Genomic DNA, 15864 nt, shown 5'->3' with positions numbered 1-15864 from the left:
TCCCGGGCCAGCGCACCGGCCCGGGGTCAGCGGGGGTTATTTGGCGAGGTAAGCTTTAACGGCGTCGAGCCCGGGTTTGCCGTCGACGGTGGTGACACCGGCGAGCCAGGTATCGAGGACTTGCGGGTTGGCTTTCAGCCAGGCCTTGGCGGCGGCGTCGGGCTTCTGTTTGTCGTCCAGGACCTTGCCCATCAGGGTGCTTTCCATGTCGAGGCTGAACACCAGGTTTTTCAGCAACTGGCCCACGTTGCTGCATTCCTGGGTGTAGCCCTTGCGGGTGTTGGTGTAGATGGTGGCCTGGCCGTAGTTGGGGCCGAATGAGTCATCCCCCCCGGTCAGGTATTTCATTTTGAAGCGGGTGTTCATCGGGTGCGGTTCCCAGCCAAGGAACACGATGGCCTTGTCGCGCCGGGCAGCGCGCTCCACCTGCGAAAGCATCCCGGCTTCGCTGGACTCGACGACTTTGAAACCGGCGGTCTTGAGGCCGAAGGCGTCTTTGTCGATCAAGGTCTGGATGGTGCGGTTGCCGTCGTTGCCAGGCTCGATGCCGTAGATCTTGCCGTCCAGCTCGTCCTTGAATTTGGCGATATCGGCGAAGTCTTTCAGGCCCTTGTTGTACAGCGCTTCCGGCACGGCCAGGGTGTACTTGGCGTTCTCCAGGTTGGCGCGTACGGTTTCCACGGTGCCGGCATCACGGTACTGCTTGATGTCGTTTTCCATGGTCGGCATCCAGTTGCCGAGGAAGATGTCCATGTTCTTGCCGTCGGCCAGCGACTTGTAGGTCACAGGTACCGAAATCATCGTGGTGCGCGGCTTGTAGCCCAGGCCCTTGAGGATTTCGCTGGTGGTCGCGGTGGTGACGGTAATGTCGGTCCAGCCGACATCGGAGAAGTTGACGGTCTTGCACTGTTCCGGTTCTGCAGCGTGAGTCATGACGGGCAGACTCAGCATGGCGGCCAACAACAACGAGGGTGAAGCTTTCATAGGGCTAGACTCCTGTGTTTTTTCTGGCGGCAATCGCCGCGCTTTATAGGTGTTGCGGTTGGAGCGTGCGATGCAGCTCTGGCACGGTGCCTTGCAAACGAGTCGGGACTGATCATGTACCAGTGAAAATCTGACGCCTACAGGGGGCGTCGTATCCAGTACAGGGAGGGTCGTATCCAGTATTGGTGACGTCGCTTACAGATTTTTCCCAAGGCAAAACCGCAGTTTTCAGCCTTGCGCACCGCAAAAAACGGCCAAAACAGGCGATTGCACGCAGGCGACGCTGGTGAGCATGGTTGCGTCGGTGTGAGACGCCGTGACGGCGGACAAAAGCCTGATGATGCCGCCATCTGGGCGATCTGAGCGTAGCAGCTCCCGGGTGTCCGATTTGTGTCCACCGAGGAGTTTCACGTTAATGGCTATCAGCGTTTTCGACCTGTTCAAGATCGGCATCGGGCCTTCGAGTTCTCACACCGTCGGCCCCATGCGCGCCGCGGCGTTGTTCGTTCAGACACTGCGTGAACGTGACCTGTTGGAACAGGTTTGCCGCGTCGAAGTTCAGCTGTACGGGTCATTGTCGGCCACCGGCATCGGTCACGGCAGCGACACCGCCACCATCATGGGCCTGATGGGCGAGTGGCCGGACGCGATTGATCCGTCGCAGATCGGCATCCGCATCAGCACCCTGCGCGAAACCGACACGCTGCTGCTCGACGGGCGTTTGCCGGTGCCCTTCGTGTGGGCGCGGGACATGCGCCTGCTCGACGAAAACCTGCCGTTTCACCCCAATGCCATGACCCTGGTGGTGTTTGACCAGCACGGCGAATTGCACCGCGACACCTACTACTCGGTGGGTGGCGGCTTTGTGGTGGACGAGGCCCAGGCGCAAAGCGGCGTGGCCGACATGGACCGCACCGAGCTGCCCTATGATTTTTCCAGCGCGGCCGAGTTGTTGCAGTTGTGCAAGACCCACAACCTGCGCGTCGCCGAACTGATGCTGGCCAACGAAAAGGTGTGGCGCTCCGAAGAGGAAATCCGCAGCGGCCTGATGAAGCTCTGGCGCGCCATGCAGGATTGCGTGGAGCAGGGCCTCAAGCATGAAGGCATCCTCCCCGGCGGGCTGAATGTGCGGCGCCGTGCGGCCAGGTTGCACCGCAGCCTGCAAGAGCTGGGCAAACCGAATGTGATCGGCTCGACCCTGAGCGCCATGGAGTGGGTCAACCTGTTCGCCCTGGCGGTCAACGAAGAGAACGCCGCCGGCGGGCGCATGGTCACCGCCCCCACCAACGGCGCGGCAGGGATCATTCCGGCAGTGCTGCACTACTTCATGAAATTCAGCGAAGACGTCACCGAAGCCAACGTGGTCGACTACATGCTCGGCGCTGCGGCGGTGGGGATTCTGTGCAAGAAGAACGCGTCGATCTCCGGCGCCGAAGTCGGCTGCCAGGGCGAGGTGGGTTCTGCGTGCGCCATGGCCGCCGCCGGGCTGGCGGAGATTCTTGGCGCGACCCCGGAGCAACTGTGCAACGCCGCCGAAATCGGCCTGGAGCACAACCTTGGTCTGACCTGCGATCCGGTGGGTGGCCTGGTGCAGGTGCCGTGCATCGAGCGCAATGCGATTGCCGCAGTGAAAGCGATCAACGCCGCGCAAATGGCCCTGCGTGGCGATGGGCAGCACTTTATCTCCCTGGACCGGGTGATCCGCACCATGCGTGATACCGGCGCGGACATGCATGACAAGTACAAGGAAACGTCGCGCGGTGGCTTGGCGGTCAGCGCGGTTGAGTGCTGAGACCGAGTTGCCTGCATCGGCAGCAAGCCCCTCCCACATTTTGAATTGTGAATACCTTCAAATGTGGGAGGGGGGCTTGCTCCCGATAGCGGTCGCTCAGCTGACACTGCTCATAAAGTGAACACCCGGACCCAAAAGCGCCACCTTTTAGCGCGTCGCAAATAGATAAGTAGCTAGCGAACGACTTCCCCCTTAACGACCCGTCACCTGCGCATGGGGTGACAGACTACTCCTACGCCCGCAAAGCGCCTTCCCACAAGTGCTACCGATCTGCTCACCCCTTTTGAACGAGCGCCTTTTTCAGCCGTATCCCGTACTCCCTGCGTGGGCTTGTATAGACGCGTCAACAGGTCGTTTTCAGGATTTATTGAATAGGCATTCAAATTCAGGCACGGCATTTGCTCTAGCAATTCAAAGCCTCTCTTCTTTATGGATGAAGAGCGCAATAACAAGAGCCTCGCCTGAGGCCATCAACTGCTTTGTGTGAGGAGATACCGCGATGACGTCGTTCAACTCAGGGGCCCAACCCCAGAACCGTGCGCCTCAATCCATCGGCTTTTTGCTGCTGGACAATTTCACGCTGATTTCCCTGGCGTCGGCGGTGGAACCGCTGCGCATGGCCAATCAGCTGTCCGGTCGCGAACTGTATCGCTGGACCACCCTGAGTGCCGACGGCAGCCAGGTGTGGGCCAGCGACGGTCTGCAAATCACGCCCGATGCCTCCATGCACAAAGCCCCGGCCCTGGACACCGTCATTGTGTGCGGCGGCGTGGGCATCCAGCGCACCGTGACCCGTGAGCACGTGTCGTGGCTGCAGAGCCAGGCGCGCCAGTCGCGCCGCCTGGGTGCGGTGTGCACCGGCAGTTGGGCGCTGGCCTGTGCCGGTTTGCTCGACGGGTTCGATTGCAGCGTGCACTGGGAATGCCTGGCGTCGATGCAGGAAGCTTTCCCGCGCGTGGCCATGAGCACGCGCCTGTTCACCCTCGACCGCAACCGCTTCACCAGCTCCGGCGGCACCGCGCCGCTGGACATGATGCTGCACCTGATCAGCCGCGACCACGGCCGTGAATTGTCGGCGGCCATCTCCGAAATGTTCGTCTACGAACGCATCCGCAACGAACAGGATCACCAGCGCGTGCCACTCAAGCACATGCTCGGCACCAACCAGCCGAAGCTGCAGGAAATCGTCGCGTTGATGGAAGCCAACCTCGAAGAGCCGATCGACCTGGATGAACTGGCGGTGTACGTCGCCGTGTCGCGACGCCAACTGGAGCGGCTGTTCCAGAAATACCTGCACTGCTCGCCGTCGCGCTATTACCTCAAACTGCGTCTGATCCGTGCGCGGCAGTTGCTCAAGCAAACGCCGATGTCGATCATCGAAGTGGCATCGGTGTGCGGGTTTGTGTCCACGCCGCATTTTTCCAAGTGCTACCGCGAATACTTCGGCATTCCGCCACGCGATGAACGCGTCGGCTCCAACACCACCCAGCAGGTGGCGATGCTGCCGATTCCGCAGGCGCTGTTGTCGCCGTTGTCGGGGCCGATGTCGGCGTTGAGCCAGGCGCGCAATGAGTCGACGTTTGCCAGTGTAAGGCTGTAGACCGCGTCGCCTGTATCGGGAGCAAGCCCCCTCCCACATTTGAAGGTATTCACAATTCAAAATGTGGGAGGGGGCTTGCTCCCGATAGCGCCCTGTCAGGCGCCGGAATTCTGTTTGAATTGCATCAATGCCGGCAGCAACTGCCTGTCAATTGCCTGCCTCACCGCTGGCAGGATCGTCGCACTGCCGCCATACATCCGCTCAACCATCCTCTGGAGCGCCTTCGCCCGCTCGTCACTCAAACCGCGCACCGCACACTCGCAGGCCTGCTCGGCGCTGGCGCCGCTGGACACGTCGAAACCCAGCGAGCGCAGTTGGCTCAGCAGGTCATCCTGGTCAATCAAATCCGCGTGCATCATGACGTTTACCCTGGTTAACGGAGCTGGATTGACTCGGATTCTGGTAGCCCCCCGACCGCTCGGCAAGGGCAGAATGCCCGAATGCCTCGAATGGCTATGAGGGTGTCGTTTTGGGGGCAGGTGGCGAGCGCATGAACCGGCACACTGCACCCAGGCAAGCAGCTTGACGGTTTGGTCACCCTCGGGATGCATGGCTCACACAAGGCACCTCTGCCCCGATTCAGTCACGGCTGGATCGGGGCTTTTTTTGTCGGCAAACCGATCACCCGGCCCAGCAGGGCGGGCCTGGGGAGATCCTTCTGCCCGGCGCTGAGGGCCATGAGTCTTGCCAATGTGACCTCGCTGAACGGCGTCGCGTGCGGGCCGGCCAGGTCGACGTGCAACAGCATCTGCTCGTTGCCTGCCAACTCCTTCTCGTCGCCCACCCAATGCAGGCTGTGATAGAGGTGCAGGCGCTTGGCATCAAAGGCGATCAGTTGGGTGTGCACCTGCACCTCGGCGCCGAGTTTGACTTCGTGCAGGTAGTTCAGGTGCAGCTCCAGGGTGAACAACGAGTGGCCGCTGGCTTCGCGGTTGTCGCTGTCCAGGCCCAGGGTGTCCATCAGCGCGTCGGTGGCGTAGCTGAAAATCAGCAGGTAGAACGCATCGCGCAGATGACCGTTGTAGTCCACCCAGTCCTGTTGGATGTTGGTGGTATAGGTTTTCAGTACGGGCATGGGGTTTGTACTCGGTCAAAAATGTGGGAGCGGGCTTGCTCGCGAATGCGGTACATCAGTAGCAAATTAGTTGCCTGACACACCGCCTTCGCGAGCAAGCCCGCTCCCACATTGGGTTATTCGGCGAAGGTCATGCCGTGTTTTGCCTTGGTGCTCTTCACTGCTTCAAGCACTGCCAGCAGGCAATCATCACGATAGCGCTCCAGCGCCGAAATGCTGTGTTTGCCCAACTGATCGCGGGTGCCATCGACCACATCGTCGATCAGCTTGTCAGTCAATTCCGGTGCGGGCAGGTAAGTCCACGGCAACTGCAACGCAGGACCGAACTGTGCCATGAAGTGCCGCATACCGGCATCGCCGCCCGCCAGGGTGTAGGTGAGAAACGTGCCCATGAACGACCAGCGCAACCCCGCGCCAAAGCGAATCGCATCGTCGATCTCACCGGTGGTGGCCACGCCGTCATTCACCAGGTGCAACGCCTCCCGCCACAGCGCTTCGAGCAGTCGGTCGGCGATAAACCCGGGGACTTCCTTGCGCACATGCAGCGGGCGCATGCCGAGGGATTCGTACACTTTGATCGCTGCCTGGATGGCCTCGGGCGCGGTGTGCCGGCCGCCCACCACTTCCACCAGCGGCAGCAGATACACCGGGTTGAACGGGTGCCCGACCACGCAACGCTCCGGGTGGGTCGAGCCCTCGTAGAACTCACTCGGCAACAGGCCCGAAGTGCTGGAGCCGATCAAGGCGTTCGGCCTGGCTGCGGCGCTGATTTTGCTGTGCAATTCCAGCTTCAACTCCAGGCGTTCCGGGGCGCTTTCCTGGATGAAGTCGGCGTCTTTTACGCACTCTTCAATGGTTGGCACAAAGCGCAGGCGGCCCTGGGATGCACCGGGTGCCAGGCCTTGTTTTTCCAGGGCAGCCCAGGCGTTGGCGACACGTTTGCGCAGGGCCGCTTCGGCACCGGGGGCCGGGTCCCAGGCCACCACATCGAGGCCGTGGGCCAGGGCGCGGGATACCCAGCCGCTGCCGATAACACCGCTGCCGAGGGCGGCGAAGGTTTTGATTTCAGTGATAAAACTCATGGCACATTCCTAAAGAGTTCGCTAATCCCTTGTGGGAGGGGGCTTGCTCCCGATGGCGATGGGTCAGTTGATGGATTTATTGGCTGACACACTGCTATCGGGAGCAAGCCCCCTCCCACATTCTTTAACCGCGTTTGGTCAGACCCATCTTGATTCGGCCCTCGGCGGGGCTGAGGACCCGCGCACCCAGGCGGCTGAGGATCTCGCTGGCGCGCTCCACCAACTGGCCATTGGTAGCAAGCACACCCTTGTCCAGCCACAGGTTGTCTTCCAGGCCCACCCGCACGTTGCCGCCCAGCAGCACCGCCTGCGCCGCCATCGGCATCTGCATGCGGCCGATGCCGAAGCCGGCCCACACCGCGTCGGTCGGCAGGTTGTCGACCATGGCTTTCATGGTGGTGGTGTCGGCCGGCGCGCCCCAGGGGATGCCCAGGCACAGCTGAAACAGCGGGTTATCCAGCAGGCCTTCCTTGATCATCTGCCTGGCGAACCAGAGGTGGCCGGTGTCGAAAATTTCCAGCTCGGCTTTTACGCCCAGTTCCTGGATGCGTTTGGCGCCGGCCCGCAATTGCGCCGGGGTGGACACGTAAATGGTGTCGCCATCGCCGAAATTGAGGGTGCCGCAGTCCAGGGTGCAGATCTCCGGCAACAGTTCTTCGACGTGGGCCAGGCGGGTCAGCGGGCCGACCAGGTCGGTGTTGGGGCCGAATGCCATCGGGTTCTCGCCGCCGCCGATCTCCAGGTCACCGCCCATGCCGGCGGTGAGGTTGACGATGATGTCGATGTCGGCTTCGCGGATGCGCTCCATCACTTCGCGGTACAGCGCCACGTCGCGGCTGAACTTGCCGGTCTCTGGATCACGTACGTGGCAGTGCACCACCGTGGCGCCGGCCTTGGCGGCCTCCACGGCAGCGGCGGCGATCTGTTTGGGGGTGACCGGCACGTGGGGGCTGCGGCTGGTCGTGTCGCCAGCACCGGTGAGTGCGCAGGTGATGATGACGTCGTGGTTCATGGGGCGGTTCCTTACAGGCGTGGTGGTGCCGCTCGCGGTCGAAAGCGACCGCGAAACAGTGATTGAAAACGGGTTATTTACCGGTCAGTTGCAGGTTGGCCGCAGCCGGTTTGCCGTCGAAGGTGGTCACACCTTCCAGCCAGCGTGCCTGGTCCTGCGGGTGGTCCTTGAGCCACTGCCGGGCGGATTCCAGGGCGTCCTTGTGATCCAGCAGCGGCTGCATCATCCGGCTCTCGTCGGCGGCGGTGAAGGTCAGGTTGGTCAGCAGCTTGTGCACGTTGGGGCACTGTTGGGCGTAGGTGGGTGAGGTGACGGTCCACACGCTTGCCATGCCCTCGTTCGGCCCCAGGGCGTCTTCGCTGCCGCCGAGGTAGGTCATCGCAATGTTGACGTTCATCGGGTGCGGCGCCCAGCCGAAGAACACCACGGCTTCCTTGCGTCGCACGGCGCGGTCGACGGCGGCGAGCATGCCGGCTTCACTGGATTCCACCAACTGGAACTTGCCCAGGCCGAACTGGTTCTTGGCGATCATCGCCTTGATCTGCGTGTTGGCGCCCGAGCCCGGCTCGATGCCGTAGATCTTGCCGCCCAGCTCCTTGTCGAACCTGGCGATGTCGGCAAAGGTTTTCAGGCCCTTGTCGGCCAGATAAGTCGGCACGGCGAGGGTGGCGCGGGCGTCTTCCAGGCTGGGTTTGTCGAGGACGTTGACTTGCCTGGCGTCGACGAATGGCGTGATGGTCTGGGTCATCAGCGGGTTCCAGTAGCCGAGGAACAGGTCCAGGCGCCGGTCGCGGATGCCGGCGAAGATGATTTGCTGGGAGGCGCTGGTCTGTTTGGTGGTGTAGCCGAGGCCGTCGAGCAACACTTGGGTCATGGCGCTGGTGGCGATGACGTCGGTCCAGTTCACCACGCCCATGCGCACGTTCTGGCAGGATGCCGCGTCGGCGGCCAGAGCGTTGGTGCTCAAAATGGCGCTGGCGCTGAGTGCAAGCACGCAGCGGCTGATCAGTCGGTTCATGGTGGATCCCTCGGCAGGTCGTTATTGTGGGGGCCGGCGTCTTTGTGCACCGTGACGCCACGTTACGGATCTTCGTCGAGCACAAAACGCACAGCGGCGACCGGCGCTTGCACTGCAGCGACCTGCCCCCTTGAATCCGCCCGACAACGGGAGTATCACAGTGCCACTTAGCCTGCCGACGAGAGCCCCACCATGTCTCAGGATTTCTACTTCTTGCTGATGCCGGGCTTCTCCGCCATCGGCTTCATCTCTGCGCTGGAACCGCTGCGAGTGGCCAACCGCTTTCGCGGCGAGCTGTACCGCTGGCACATACTGAGCGCCGACGGCGGTGCGGTGCTGGCGAGCAACGGCATGTCGGTCAACGCCGACGCTGCGCTGGAACCGCTGAACAAAGGCGCGACGCTGTTGGTGGTGGCCGGCTTCGAACCGCTGCAGTTCGCCACGCCTGCCCTGGAACACTGGCTGCGCCGCCTCGACCATGACGGCGTGACCCTGGGCGCCATTGACACCGGTGCCTGCGTGCTGGCCGAAGCCGGCCTGTTCGACGGCCACCGCGTGACCCTGCACTGGGAAGCCATCGATGCCTTCAAGGAGTCGTATCCGCACCTGAGCGTGACTCAGGAACTGTTCGAAATCGACCGTCGCCGCATCACCTGCGCCGGCGGCACCGCCTCCATCGACCTGATGCTCGACCTGATCGCTCAGGCCCACGGCTCTGACTTGGCGATCCAGGTCTCCGAACAGTTCGTGCTCGGCCGCATCCGCCCGCGCAAAGACCACCAGCGCATGCAGATCGCCACGCGCTACGGCATCAACAACAAGAAACTGGTGCAGGTCATCGGCGAGATGGAGCAGCACACCGAGCCGCCGCTGAGCACACTGGCCCTCGCCGAAGCGATCAAAGTGACGCGGCGCCAGCTGGAACGGCTGTTTCGCCTGCATTTGAACGACACGCCAAGCAACTTCTACCTTGGCCTGCGCCTGGAAAAAGCCCGGCAGCTGTTGCGCCAAAGCGGCATGAGCGTGCTGGAGGTGAGCATTGCGTGCGGGTTTGAGTCGCCGTCGTATTTCACCCGGAGTTATCGGGCTCGGTTTGCAAAATGCCCAAGGGAGGATCGGCGACGGGAGGTGGTTTGACCGGCAATTATAGTCAATTATACTAATGACTATAATTTATAGTTCTTCCAATAATTGAGTATAAAACCATGTCCAAGCACAGCGGCTTTGTGTTTCGCCGCCCGACGCTGGCTCGCAGCATTGCTGATGGCTTGGTGGGCGCCGGGATTCAGGATTTCACTTCAGGCCTGTTCCTCGCAGCGCCTCGTCGCACCGGCAAAAGCACCTTTTTGCGCGAAGACCTGATCCCGGAGTGCCAACTGCGGGGCTGGCTGACGGTGTATGTCGATCTCTGGGCCGACAAAGAGAAAGACCCTGCGGAGTTGATTGCCAGCGCAATTGCTGCGGCTCTGGTGCCCTATGAAAAGGGTATTCGCAAGCTGGCCAAGAACATTGGAATCGAGAAGCTAAGCTTCCTGCGTACCTTGTCCTGGGACTTCAGCAAGCCTCAATTGCCGGTGGGTGCGACGTTGACCCAGGCCTTGGAATTGCTCCACAGCGCAGCTGAAAAACCCGTCATATTGGTGATTGACGAAGCGCAGCACGCGTTAACCACCGAGTCCGGCATCAACGCGATGTTCGCGTTGAAAGCTGCCCGAGACCAGCTCAACCAGGGCCGTGACGAGGAGGGCAGTGGCTTGCGTCTGGTATTCACTGGCTCCAATCGCGACAAGCTCGCGCATTTGGTCCTCGGTAAAAGCCAACCATTCTTCGGCTCCAGCATTACGCCGTTTCCCTTGCTCGGCAAAGAATTTACCCAGGCTTACACCGTGCACCTAAACGCGCATTTGGCCAGCACCAATCAGTTCAACGCTGCGGACATCGACGAAGCTTTCGAACGGGTCGGCCGTCGCCCGGAGATGCTGCGTACCATCATCGGCGAAGTGGCGCTGGAGTTGGGCGAGGCCAGCAACCTGGGCCAACTGCTGCACAGCCGCGCCGAACTGCTGCGCGCCGGCGTTTGGACCGAATTCGAAAGTGCCTGGAACGCCCTCACCATTCCCCAGCGTGCGGTGCTGGGAGTGATGGTGGAGCGCTCCCAGAACAACGAACCGTTCGCGCCGTTTACCGACAGCACCATCACGGCCGTCAGCAAGGCACTGGAGGACATGGGCAGCGACGTAGTGCCGGGCACCCAGACCATTCAGGCCTGTATCGATGCCCTGCGCGATAAAGAGCTGGTATGGAAGTCGAGCCGGGGTGGCTATGCTCTGGAGGACAAATCCTTCGGGGATTGGCTGCAGCACCGGCGCCGTTCAATTGCCTGAAGAACACAGAGATCAAATGTGGGAGCAAGCCCGCTCCCACACTGGATTTTTAGTGTGGCTTACTTCTTGACCAGTGCCGAACACGCCGCCTTGTACGCTTCATGCTGATACTTGTTCAGCGTCGCCGGCAGGTCAAAGGTGTGCTTCTTGTTCTGCGCATTGATGGTCTGCGGCGACAGCAGCGTCACCTCAACCCCGTCCAGCAACTGAAACACCCCTTCAATCTTGAACGTGGTCGGCCCACCGGCAAACTCACCTTTCTTGCTGCGCTTCTTGATCGCGATGCGGGTGATTGCGTTTGCCTGTACGAAGGCCTTCACCTGTGCGGCGAAGGCTTTGACGTTGGCGGCCTCATCGTCGTCTTCCAGGGCGATTTTCTTGGTGGACAGGGCTACATGGGTCAGCGCCTGGTTATCCAGTGAGGCCACCGCGATGATGGCTTCGCTGCCTTTGATTTCGATGCCGCAAATAGTCATGAATAGCCCTGGATAAGATCAAGTTGGCGCAGATTGTCGCTTATTCCTGCCCAATCGACTCCAAAAACTCCGACCGTTCATCACTCATCCGTGCCAGGCAATCATTCTGCGCAATCGCATACGCTTTGCTGCCATTCACCGCCGGGAAGGTGTCCACGGCGCAGTCGGCGTCGCGCAGTTTTTCCCATTTTTGCTGGGCGTCCTTCAGACGGGCGGTAATGTCGGCCAGTTTGGTCTTGTCGCTGCCGTAGGTCGAACCCATGCGCTCGAGCAGGCCCTGATAGTTGTCCTTGAGCAATTGCTCGGCGGTGGTCTTGTTGTAGGTGGCGCAGGCGAGGGTCTGCTGGTCATTTTCGATGCCGTCGCACGGCGTGCTGTCGGTGTCTTCGGCGGCGTGGACGCCGGTTGCGATGAGTGCCAAAGCCAGGAAAATCGATTTCATTGCGCCGTCTCATATCAGGTGATGGCCGAATTCTGGCTCAAGCGTAAGACAAAGAACAGCCGCCAGTCAGGCCTGTCTGTGCAGCCTTTGTCGCGGATTGACGCTTTCGGCAATTCCCCTGTCGTTTTTGCACCCGGTCCGTTCAGCCCCGGGGCATATGCTGGCCCCAAAGCGCCGGCAGACGATTCGGCGCATGAATCGCCAATAAGGGGACGCCTGATGAGCCCAGCCGAGTTGCACGCCGACAGCATCGTTATCGACGGTCTGATTATTGCCAAGTGGAACCGCGACCTGTTCGAAGACATGCGCAAAGGTGGCCTCACCGCCGCCAACTGCACGGTGTCGGTGTGGGAAGGCTTCCAGGCCACGATCAACAACATCGTTGCCAGCCAGACCCTGATCCGTGAGAACAGCGACCTGGTGATCCCGGTAAAAACCACCGCCGACATTCGCCGCGCGAAAGAGCTGGGCAAGACCGGCATCATCTTCGGCTTCCAGAACGCCCACGCTTTTGAAGACCAGTTGGGCTACGTCGAGATCTTCAAGCAGCTCGGCGTGGGTGTGGTGCAGATGTGCTACAACACCCAGAACCTGGTCGGCACCGGCTGCTACGAGCGCGACGGCGGCCTGTCCGGCTTTGGCCGTGAGGTCGTCGGCGAGATGAACCGCGTCGGCATCATGTGCGACCTCTCCCACGTTGGCTCCAAGACCAGCGAAGAAGTCATCCTCGAATCGAAAAAGCCGGTGTGCTACTCCCACTGCCTGCCGTCCGGCCTCAAAGAGCACCCGCGCAACAAGTCCGATGAAGAGCTCAAGTTCATTGCCGACCATGGCGGTTTTGTCGGCGTGACCATGTTCGCGCCATTCCTGGCCAAGGGCATCGATTCCACCATCGACGACTACGCCGAAGCCATCGAATACACCATGAACATCGTCGGCGAAGACGCCATCGGCATCGGCACCGACTTCACTCAGGGCCATGGCCAGGATTTCTTCGAAATGCTGACCCATGACAAGGGCTACGCCCGCCGCCTGACCAGCTTCGGCAAGATCATCAACCCGCTGGGCATCCGTACCGTGGGCGAATTCCCCAACCTCACCGAGACCCTGCTCAAGCGCGGCCACAGCGAACGCGTGGTGCGCAAGATCATGGGCGAGAACTGGGTCAACGTCTTGAAAGACGTCTGGGGCGAATAAGCCAACCTCTCTTTTCCTCCGGCATGCGCGCCGGGGGCATCCAAACGAATTTTCTGGAGTTAAGTTTCCATGGCCAAGATCGCCCCGCAATTGCCAATCGAAGTCGACAGCGAAACCGGTGTCTGGACCTCCGACGCCCTGCCGATGCTGTACGTGCCGCGCCATTTCTTCGTCAACAACCACATGGGCATCGAAGCAGTGCTGGGTGCCGACGCCTATGCCGACATCCTCTACAAGGCCGGCTACAAGTCCGCCTGGCACTGGTGTGAAAAGGAAGCCGAATGCCACGGCCTGGAAGGCGTCGCCGTGTTCGAGCACTACATGAAGCGCCTCTCGCAGCGCGGTTGGGGCCTGTTCAAGATCCAGGACATCGACCTCGACAAAGGCACCGCCAGCGTCAAGCTCGAACACTCGGCCTTCGTCTACGTGTACGGCAAGGTCGGGCGCAAGGTCGACTACATGTTCACCGGCTGGTTTGCCGGCGCCATGGACCAGATTCTGCAAGCCCGTGGCAGCCAGATTCGCACCGTCGCCGAACAAGTCTACGGAGGCTCCGAAGAGGGTCACGAAGATGGTTTGTTCACCGTCAAGCCGTTGTAAGCCGAGGACCGTGCCATGGCTTTCGAAGCAATGTTTGCGCCGATTCAGATCGGCAAACTGACCATCCGCAACCGCGTGCTCAGTACCGCCCACGCCGAGGTGTATGCCACCGACGGCGGCATGACCACCGACCGCTATGTGAAGTATTACGAAGAGAAAGCCAAGGGCGGTATCGGCCTGGCCATCTGCGGCGGCTCCTCGGTGGTGGCCATCGACAGCCCCCAGGAATGGTGGAGTTCGGTGAACCTGTCCACCGACCGCATCATCCCGCACTTCCAGAACCTGGCCGACGCCATGCACAAGCATGGCGCCAAGATCATGATCCAGATTACCCACATGGGCCGTCGCTCGCGCTGGGACGGTTTTAACTGGCCGACCCTGATGTCGCCGTCCGGGGTGCGTGAGCCGGTGCACCGCGCCACCTGCAAGACCATCGAGCCCGAAGAGATCTGGCGCGTGATCGGCAACTACGCCAGCGCCGCCAAACGCGCCAAGGCCGGTGGCCTGGACGGCGTGGAACTGTCCGCCGTGCACCAGCACATGATCGACCAGTTCTGGAGCCCGCGCGTCAACAAGCGTACTGACGAATGGGGCGGCACCTTCGAAGGCCGCATGAAGTTCGGCCTGGAAGTGCTCAAAGCCGTGCGCGCCGAGGTCGGTGACGACTTCTGCGTGGGCATGCGCCTGTGTGGTGACGAGTTCCACCCGGACGGCTTGTCCCACGAGGACATGAAGCAGATCGCCAAGTATTACGACGACACCGGCATGCTCGATTTTATCGGCGTGGTGGGCTCGGGGTGTGACACCCACAACACCCTGGCCAACGTGATCCCGAACATGAGCTACCCGCCGGAGCCGTTCCTGCACCTGGCCGCCGGTATCAAGGAAGTGGTCAAGGTGCCGGTGCTGCACGCGCAGAACATCAAGGACCCGAACCAGGCCACGCGCATCCTCGAAGGCGGCTACGTGGACATGGTCGGCATGACCCGTGCGCACATTGCCGACCCGCACCTGATCGCCAAGATCAAGATGGGCCAGATCGACCAGATCAAGCAGTGCGTCGGCGCCAACTACTGCATCGACCGCCAGTACCAGGGCCTGGACGTGCTGTGCATCCAGAACGCCGCGACCTCCCGTGAATACATGGGCGTGCCGCACATCATCGAGAAATCCACCGGACCGAAACGCAAGGTCGTTGTGGTCGGTGCCGGCCCGGCCGGGATGGAAGCTGCGCGCGTGGCGGCCGAACGTGGCCACGACGTGACCCTGTTCGAGAAGAAAGAGTTTATCGGCGGGCAAATCACCACCGCGTCCAAAGCGCCGCAGCGCGACCAGATTGCCGGGATCACCCGCTGGTTCCAACTGGAGCTGGCGCGCTTGAAAGTCGACCTGCGCCTGGGCGTAGCGGCGGATGCCGACACCATCCTCGACCTGCGCCCTGACGTGGTGGTGCTGGCGGTGGGCGGGCATCCGTTCATCGAGCAGAACGAACACTGGGGCGCCGCCGAAGGCCTGGTGGTGAGCAGCTGGGACGTGCTCGACGGCAAGGTTGCGCCGGGCAAGAACGTGCTGGTGTACGACACCATCTGCGAGTTCACCGGCATGTCGGTGGCGGACTTTCTGGCCGACAAGGGCTGCCAGGTGGAGATCGTCACCGACGACATCAAGCCGGGCGTGGCGATTGGCGGCACGTCGTTCCCCACCTACTACCGCAGCATGTACCCGAAAGAAGTGATCATGACCGGCGACATGATGCTGGAGAAGGTCTACCGCGAGGGCGACAAACTGGTGGCGGTGCTGGAGAACGAATACACCGGCGCCAAAGAGGAGCGGGTGGTGGACCAGGTGGTGGTCGAGAACGGCGTGCGTCCGGACGAGGCCATCTACTACGCCCTCAAGGAAGCCTCGCGCAACAAGGGCCAGATCGACGTCGAAGCGCTGTTCGCGATCAAACCGCAGCCGTGCCTGAGCGAGGCGGGCGAGGGGTACTTGCTGTTCCGCATCGGTGACTGTGTGGCGCAGCGTAATACCCACGCTGCGATCTACGACGCCCTGCGCTTGTGCAAGGATTTCTGACCCGCACACGGTCGAAAAATGTGGGAGGGGGCTTGCCCCCGATAGCGGAGTGTCAGTTGATGCAGCTTTAGCTGACCCACTGCTATCGGGGGCAAGCCCCCTCCCACATTAAAGGCCAGTTTCACT

The 15864-nt window shown here is 61.4% G+C and carries 15 protein-coding genes; 7 read left to right on the top strand and 8 right to left on the bottom strand.

Annotated features, from left to right (window positions below; genetic code table 11):
* Positions 1-36 precede the first annotated feature (36 nt).
* Positions 37-984 carry a choline ABC transporter substrate-binding protein gene (locus JOE32_RS15270; protein ID WP_060548166.1) on the bottom strand — a complete coding sequence of 316 codons (948 nt, stop codon included), beginning with the start codon at positions 982-984 and terminating at the stop codon, positions 37-39.
* 415 nt (positions 985-1399) lie between these two features.
* On the opposite strand from JOE32_RS15270, the gene JOE32_RS15265 reads away from it, so the two are divergent.
* Positions 1400-2776 carry an L-serine ammonia-lyase gene (locus JOE32_RS15265; RefSeq protein WP_209985740.1) on the top strand — a complete coding sequence of 459 codons (1377 nt, stop codon included), beginning with the start codon at positions 1400-1402 and terminating at the stop codon, positions 2774-2776.
* Positions 2777-3275: 499 nt separating this feature from the next.
* The gene (locus JOE32_RS15260; protein WP_209985736.1) at positions 3276-4376 is read left to right on the top strand and encodes a GlxA family transcriptional regulator; all 1101 of its coding nucleotides are present in this window, start codon (positions 3276-3278) and stop codon (positions 4374-4376) included.
* Between the two features lie 95 nt (positions 4377-4471).
* Here the strand turns inward: JOE32_RS15260 and JOE32_RS15255 are convergent, their stop codons facing one another.
* The 5 genes from JOE32_RS15255 to JOE32_RS15235 form a co-directional block, all read right to left on the bottom strand.
* The gene (locus JOE32_RS15255; protein WP_209985734.1) at positions 4472-4735 is read right to left on the bottom strand and encodes a hypothetical protein; all 264 of its coding nucleotides are present in this window, start codon (positions 4733-4735) and stop codon (positions 4472-4474) included.
* Positions 4736-4959: 224 nt separating this feature from the next.
* On the bottom strand, positions 4960-5451 hold the full coding sequence (locus JOE32_RS15250; protein ID WP_209985729.1) for a thioesterase family protein: 492 nt from the start codon (positions 5449-5451) through the stop codon (positions 4960-4962).
* A 116-nt stretch (positions 5452-5567) separates the two neighbouring features.
* Positions 5568-6533 (bottom strand): L-carnitine dehydrogenase, encoded by a 966-nt coding sequence (locus JOE32_RS15245; RefSeq protein ID WP_209985725.1) that lies wholly within the window; start codon positions 6531-6533, stop codon positions 5568-5570.
* A 124-nt stretch (positions 6534-6657) separates the two neighbouring features.
* On the bottom strand, positions 6658-7545 hold the full coding sequence (locus JOE32_RS15240; RefSeq protein WP_209985722.1) for a 3-keto-5-aminohexanoate cleavage protein: 888 nt from the start codon (positions 7543-7545) through the stop codon (positions 6658-6660).
* A gap of 73 nt (positions 7546-7618) precedes the next feature.
* Positions 7619-8563 carry a choline ABC transporter substrate-binding protein gene (locus tag JOE32_RS15235; protein WP_209985720.1) on the bottom strand — a complete coding sequence of 315 codons (945 nt, stop codon included), beginning with the start codon at positions 8561-8563 and terminating at the stop codon, positions 7619-7621.
* Between the two features lie 192 nt (positions 8564-8755).
* Here JOE32_RS15235 and JOE32_RS15230 point away from each other — a divergent pair, with 192 nt between their 5' ends.
* Positions 8756-9700 carry a GlxA family transcriptional regulator gene (locus JOE32_RS15230; protein WP_209985717.1) on the top strand — a complete coding sequence of 315 codons (945 nt, stop codon included), beginning with the start codon at positions 8756-8758 and terminating at the stop codon, positions 9698-9700.
* Positions 9701-9768: 68 nt separating this feature from the next.
* Positions 9769-10947, top strand: coding sequence for an AAA family ATPase (locus tag JOE32_RS15225; RefSeq protein WP_209985715.1), 1179 nt, complete (start codon positions 9769-9771; stop codon positions 10945-10947).
* 59 nt (positions 10948-11006) lie between these two features.
* Here the strand turns inward: JOE32_RS15225 and JOE32_RS15220 are convergent, their stop codons facing one another.
* Entirely contained in the window at positions 11007-11423 is a 417-nt protein-coding gene (locus tag JOE32_RS15220) for a DUF3010 family protein (protein ID WP_209985712.1), read from the bottom strand.
* Between the two features lie 40 nt (positions 11424-11463).
* On the bottom strand, positions 11464-11865 hold the full coding sequence (locus tag JOE32_RS15215) for a lysozyme inhibitor LprI family protein (RefSeq protein WP_057006602.1): 402 nt from the start codon (positions 11863-11865) through the stop codon (positions 11464-11466).
* A 219-nt stretch (positions 11866-12084) separates the two neighbouring features.
* Here JOE32_RS15215 and JOE32_RS15210 point away from each other — a divergent pair, with 219 nt between their 5' ends.
* The 3 genes from JOE32_RS15210 to dgcA all read left to right on the top strand — a co-directional run bounded on the left by JOE32_RS15210 (position 12085) and on the right by dgcA (position 15738).
* A complete protein-coding gene (locus JOE32_RS15210; RefSeq protein ID WP_176996679.1) occupies positions 12085-13062 on the top strand; it encodes a dipeptidase in 978 nt (325 codons plus the stop codon).
* Between the two features lie 69 nt (positions 13063-13131).
* On the top strand, positions 13132-13662 hold the full coding sequence (locus tag JOE32_RS15205) for a DUF5943 domain-containing protein (protein WP_209985709.1): 531 nt from the start codon (positions 13132-13134) through the stop codon (positions 13660-13662).
* A 15-nt stretch (positions 13663-13677) separates the two neighbouring features.
* Positions 13678-15738, top strand: a complete 2061-nt coding sequence (gene dgcA / locus JOE32_RS15200; protein ID WP_209985706.1) for a dimethylglycine demethylation protein DgcA — start codon at positions 13678-13680, stop codon at positions 15736-15738.
* The last annotated feature ends 126 nt before the right edge of the window (positions 15739-15864 follow it).

The sequence above is a fragment of the Pseudomonas sp. PvP025 genome (genome assembly GCF_017832155.1).
Classification (GTDB): domain Bacteria; phylum Pseudomonadota; class Gammaproteobacteria; order Pseudomonadales; family Pseudomonadaceae; genus Aquipseudomonas.
Note: the sequence above shows the minus strand (reverse complement) of the source record. Positions and strands in the feature narration are given on the sequence as shown.

Excerpts from the sequence above, each read along its gene's own strand:
- dgcA (WP_209985706.1), top strand. The coding sequence starts at position 13,678 with ATGGCTTTCGAAGCAATGTTTGCGCCGATTCAGATCGGCAAACTGACC.
- JOE32_RS15220 (WP_209985712.1), bottom strand. The coding sequence starts at position 11,423 with ATGACTATTTGCGGCATCGAAATCAAAGGCAGCGAAGCCATCATCGCG.
- JOE32_RS15215 (WP_057006602.1), bottom strand. The coding sequence starts at position 11,865 with ATGAAATCGATTTTCCTGGCTTTGGCACTCATCGCAACCGGCGTCCAC.
- JOE32_RS15225 (WP_209985715.1), top strand. The coding sequence starts at position 9,769 with ATGTCCAAGCACAGCGGCTTTGTGTTTCGCCGCCCGACGCTGGCTCGC.
- JOE32_RS15265 (WP_209985740.1), top strand. The coding sequence starts at position 1,400 with ATGGCTATCAGCGTTTTCGACCTGTTCAAGATCGGCATCGGGCCTTCG.
- JOE32_RS15250 (WP_209985729.1), bottom strand. The coding sequence starts at position 5,451 with ATGCCCGTACTGAAAACCTATACCACCAACATCCAACAGGACTGGGTG.
- JOE32_RS15270 (WP_060548166.1), bottom strand. The coding sequence starts at position 984 with ATGAAAGCTTCACCCTCGTTGTTGTTGGCCGCCATGCTGAGTCTGCCC.
- JOE32_RS15260 (WP_209985736.1), top strand. The coding sequence starts at position 3,276 with ATGACGTCGTTCAACTCAGGGGCCCAACCCCAGAACCGTGCGCCTCAA.
- JOE32_RS15230 (WP_209985717.1), top strand. The coding sequence starts at position 8,756 with ATGTCTCAGGATTTCTACTTCTTGCTGATGCCGGGCTTCTCCGCCATC.
- JOE32_RS15245 (WP_209985725.1), bottom strand. The coding sequence starts at position 6,533 with ATGAGTTTTATCACTGAAATCAAAACCTTCGCCGCCCTCGGCAGCGGT.
- JOE32_RS15255 (WP_209985734.1), bottom strand. The coding sequence starts at position 4,735 with ATGATGCACGCGGATTTGATTGACCAGGATGACCTGCTGAGCCAACTG.
- JOE32_RS15205 (WP_209985709.1), top strand. The coding sequence starts at position 13,132 with ATGGCCAAGATCGCCCCGCAATTGCCAATCGAAGTCGACAGCGAAACC.
- JOE32_RS15210 (WP_176996679.1), top strand. The coding sequence starts at position 12,085 with ATGAGCCCAGCCGAGTTGCACGCCGACAGCATCGTTATCGACGGTCTG.
- JOE32_RS15240 (WP_209985722.1), bottom strand. The coding sequence starts at position 7,545 with ATGAACCACGACGTCATCATCACCTGCGCACTCACCGGTGCTGGCGAC.
- JOE32_RS15235 (WP_209985720.1), bottom strand. The coding sequence starts at position 8,563 with ATGAACCGACTGATCAGCCGCTGCGTGCTTGCACTCAGCGCCAGCGCC.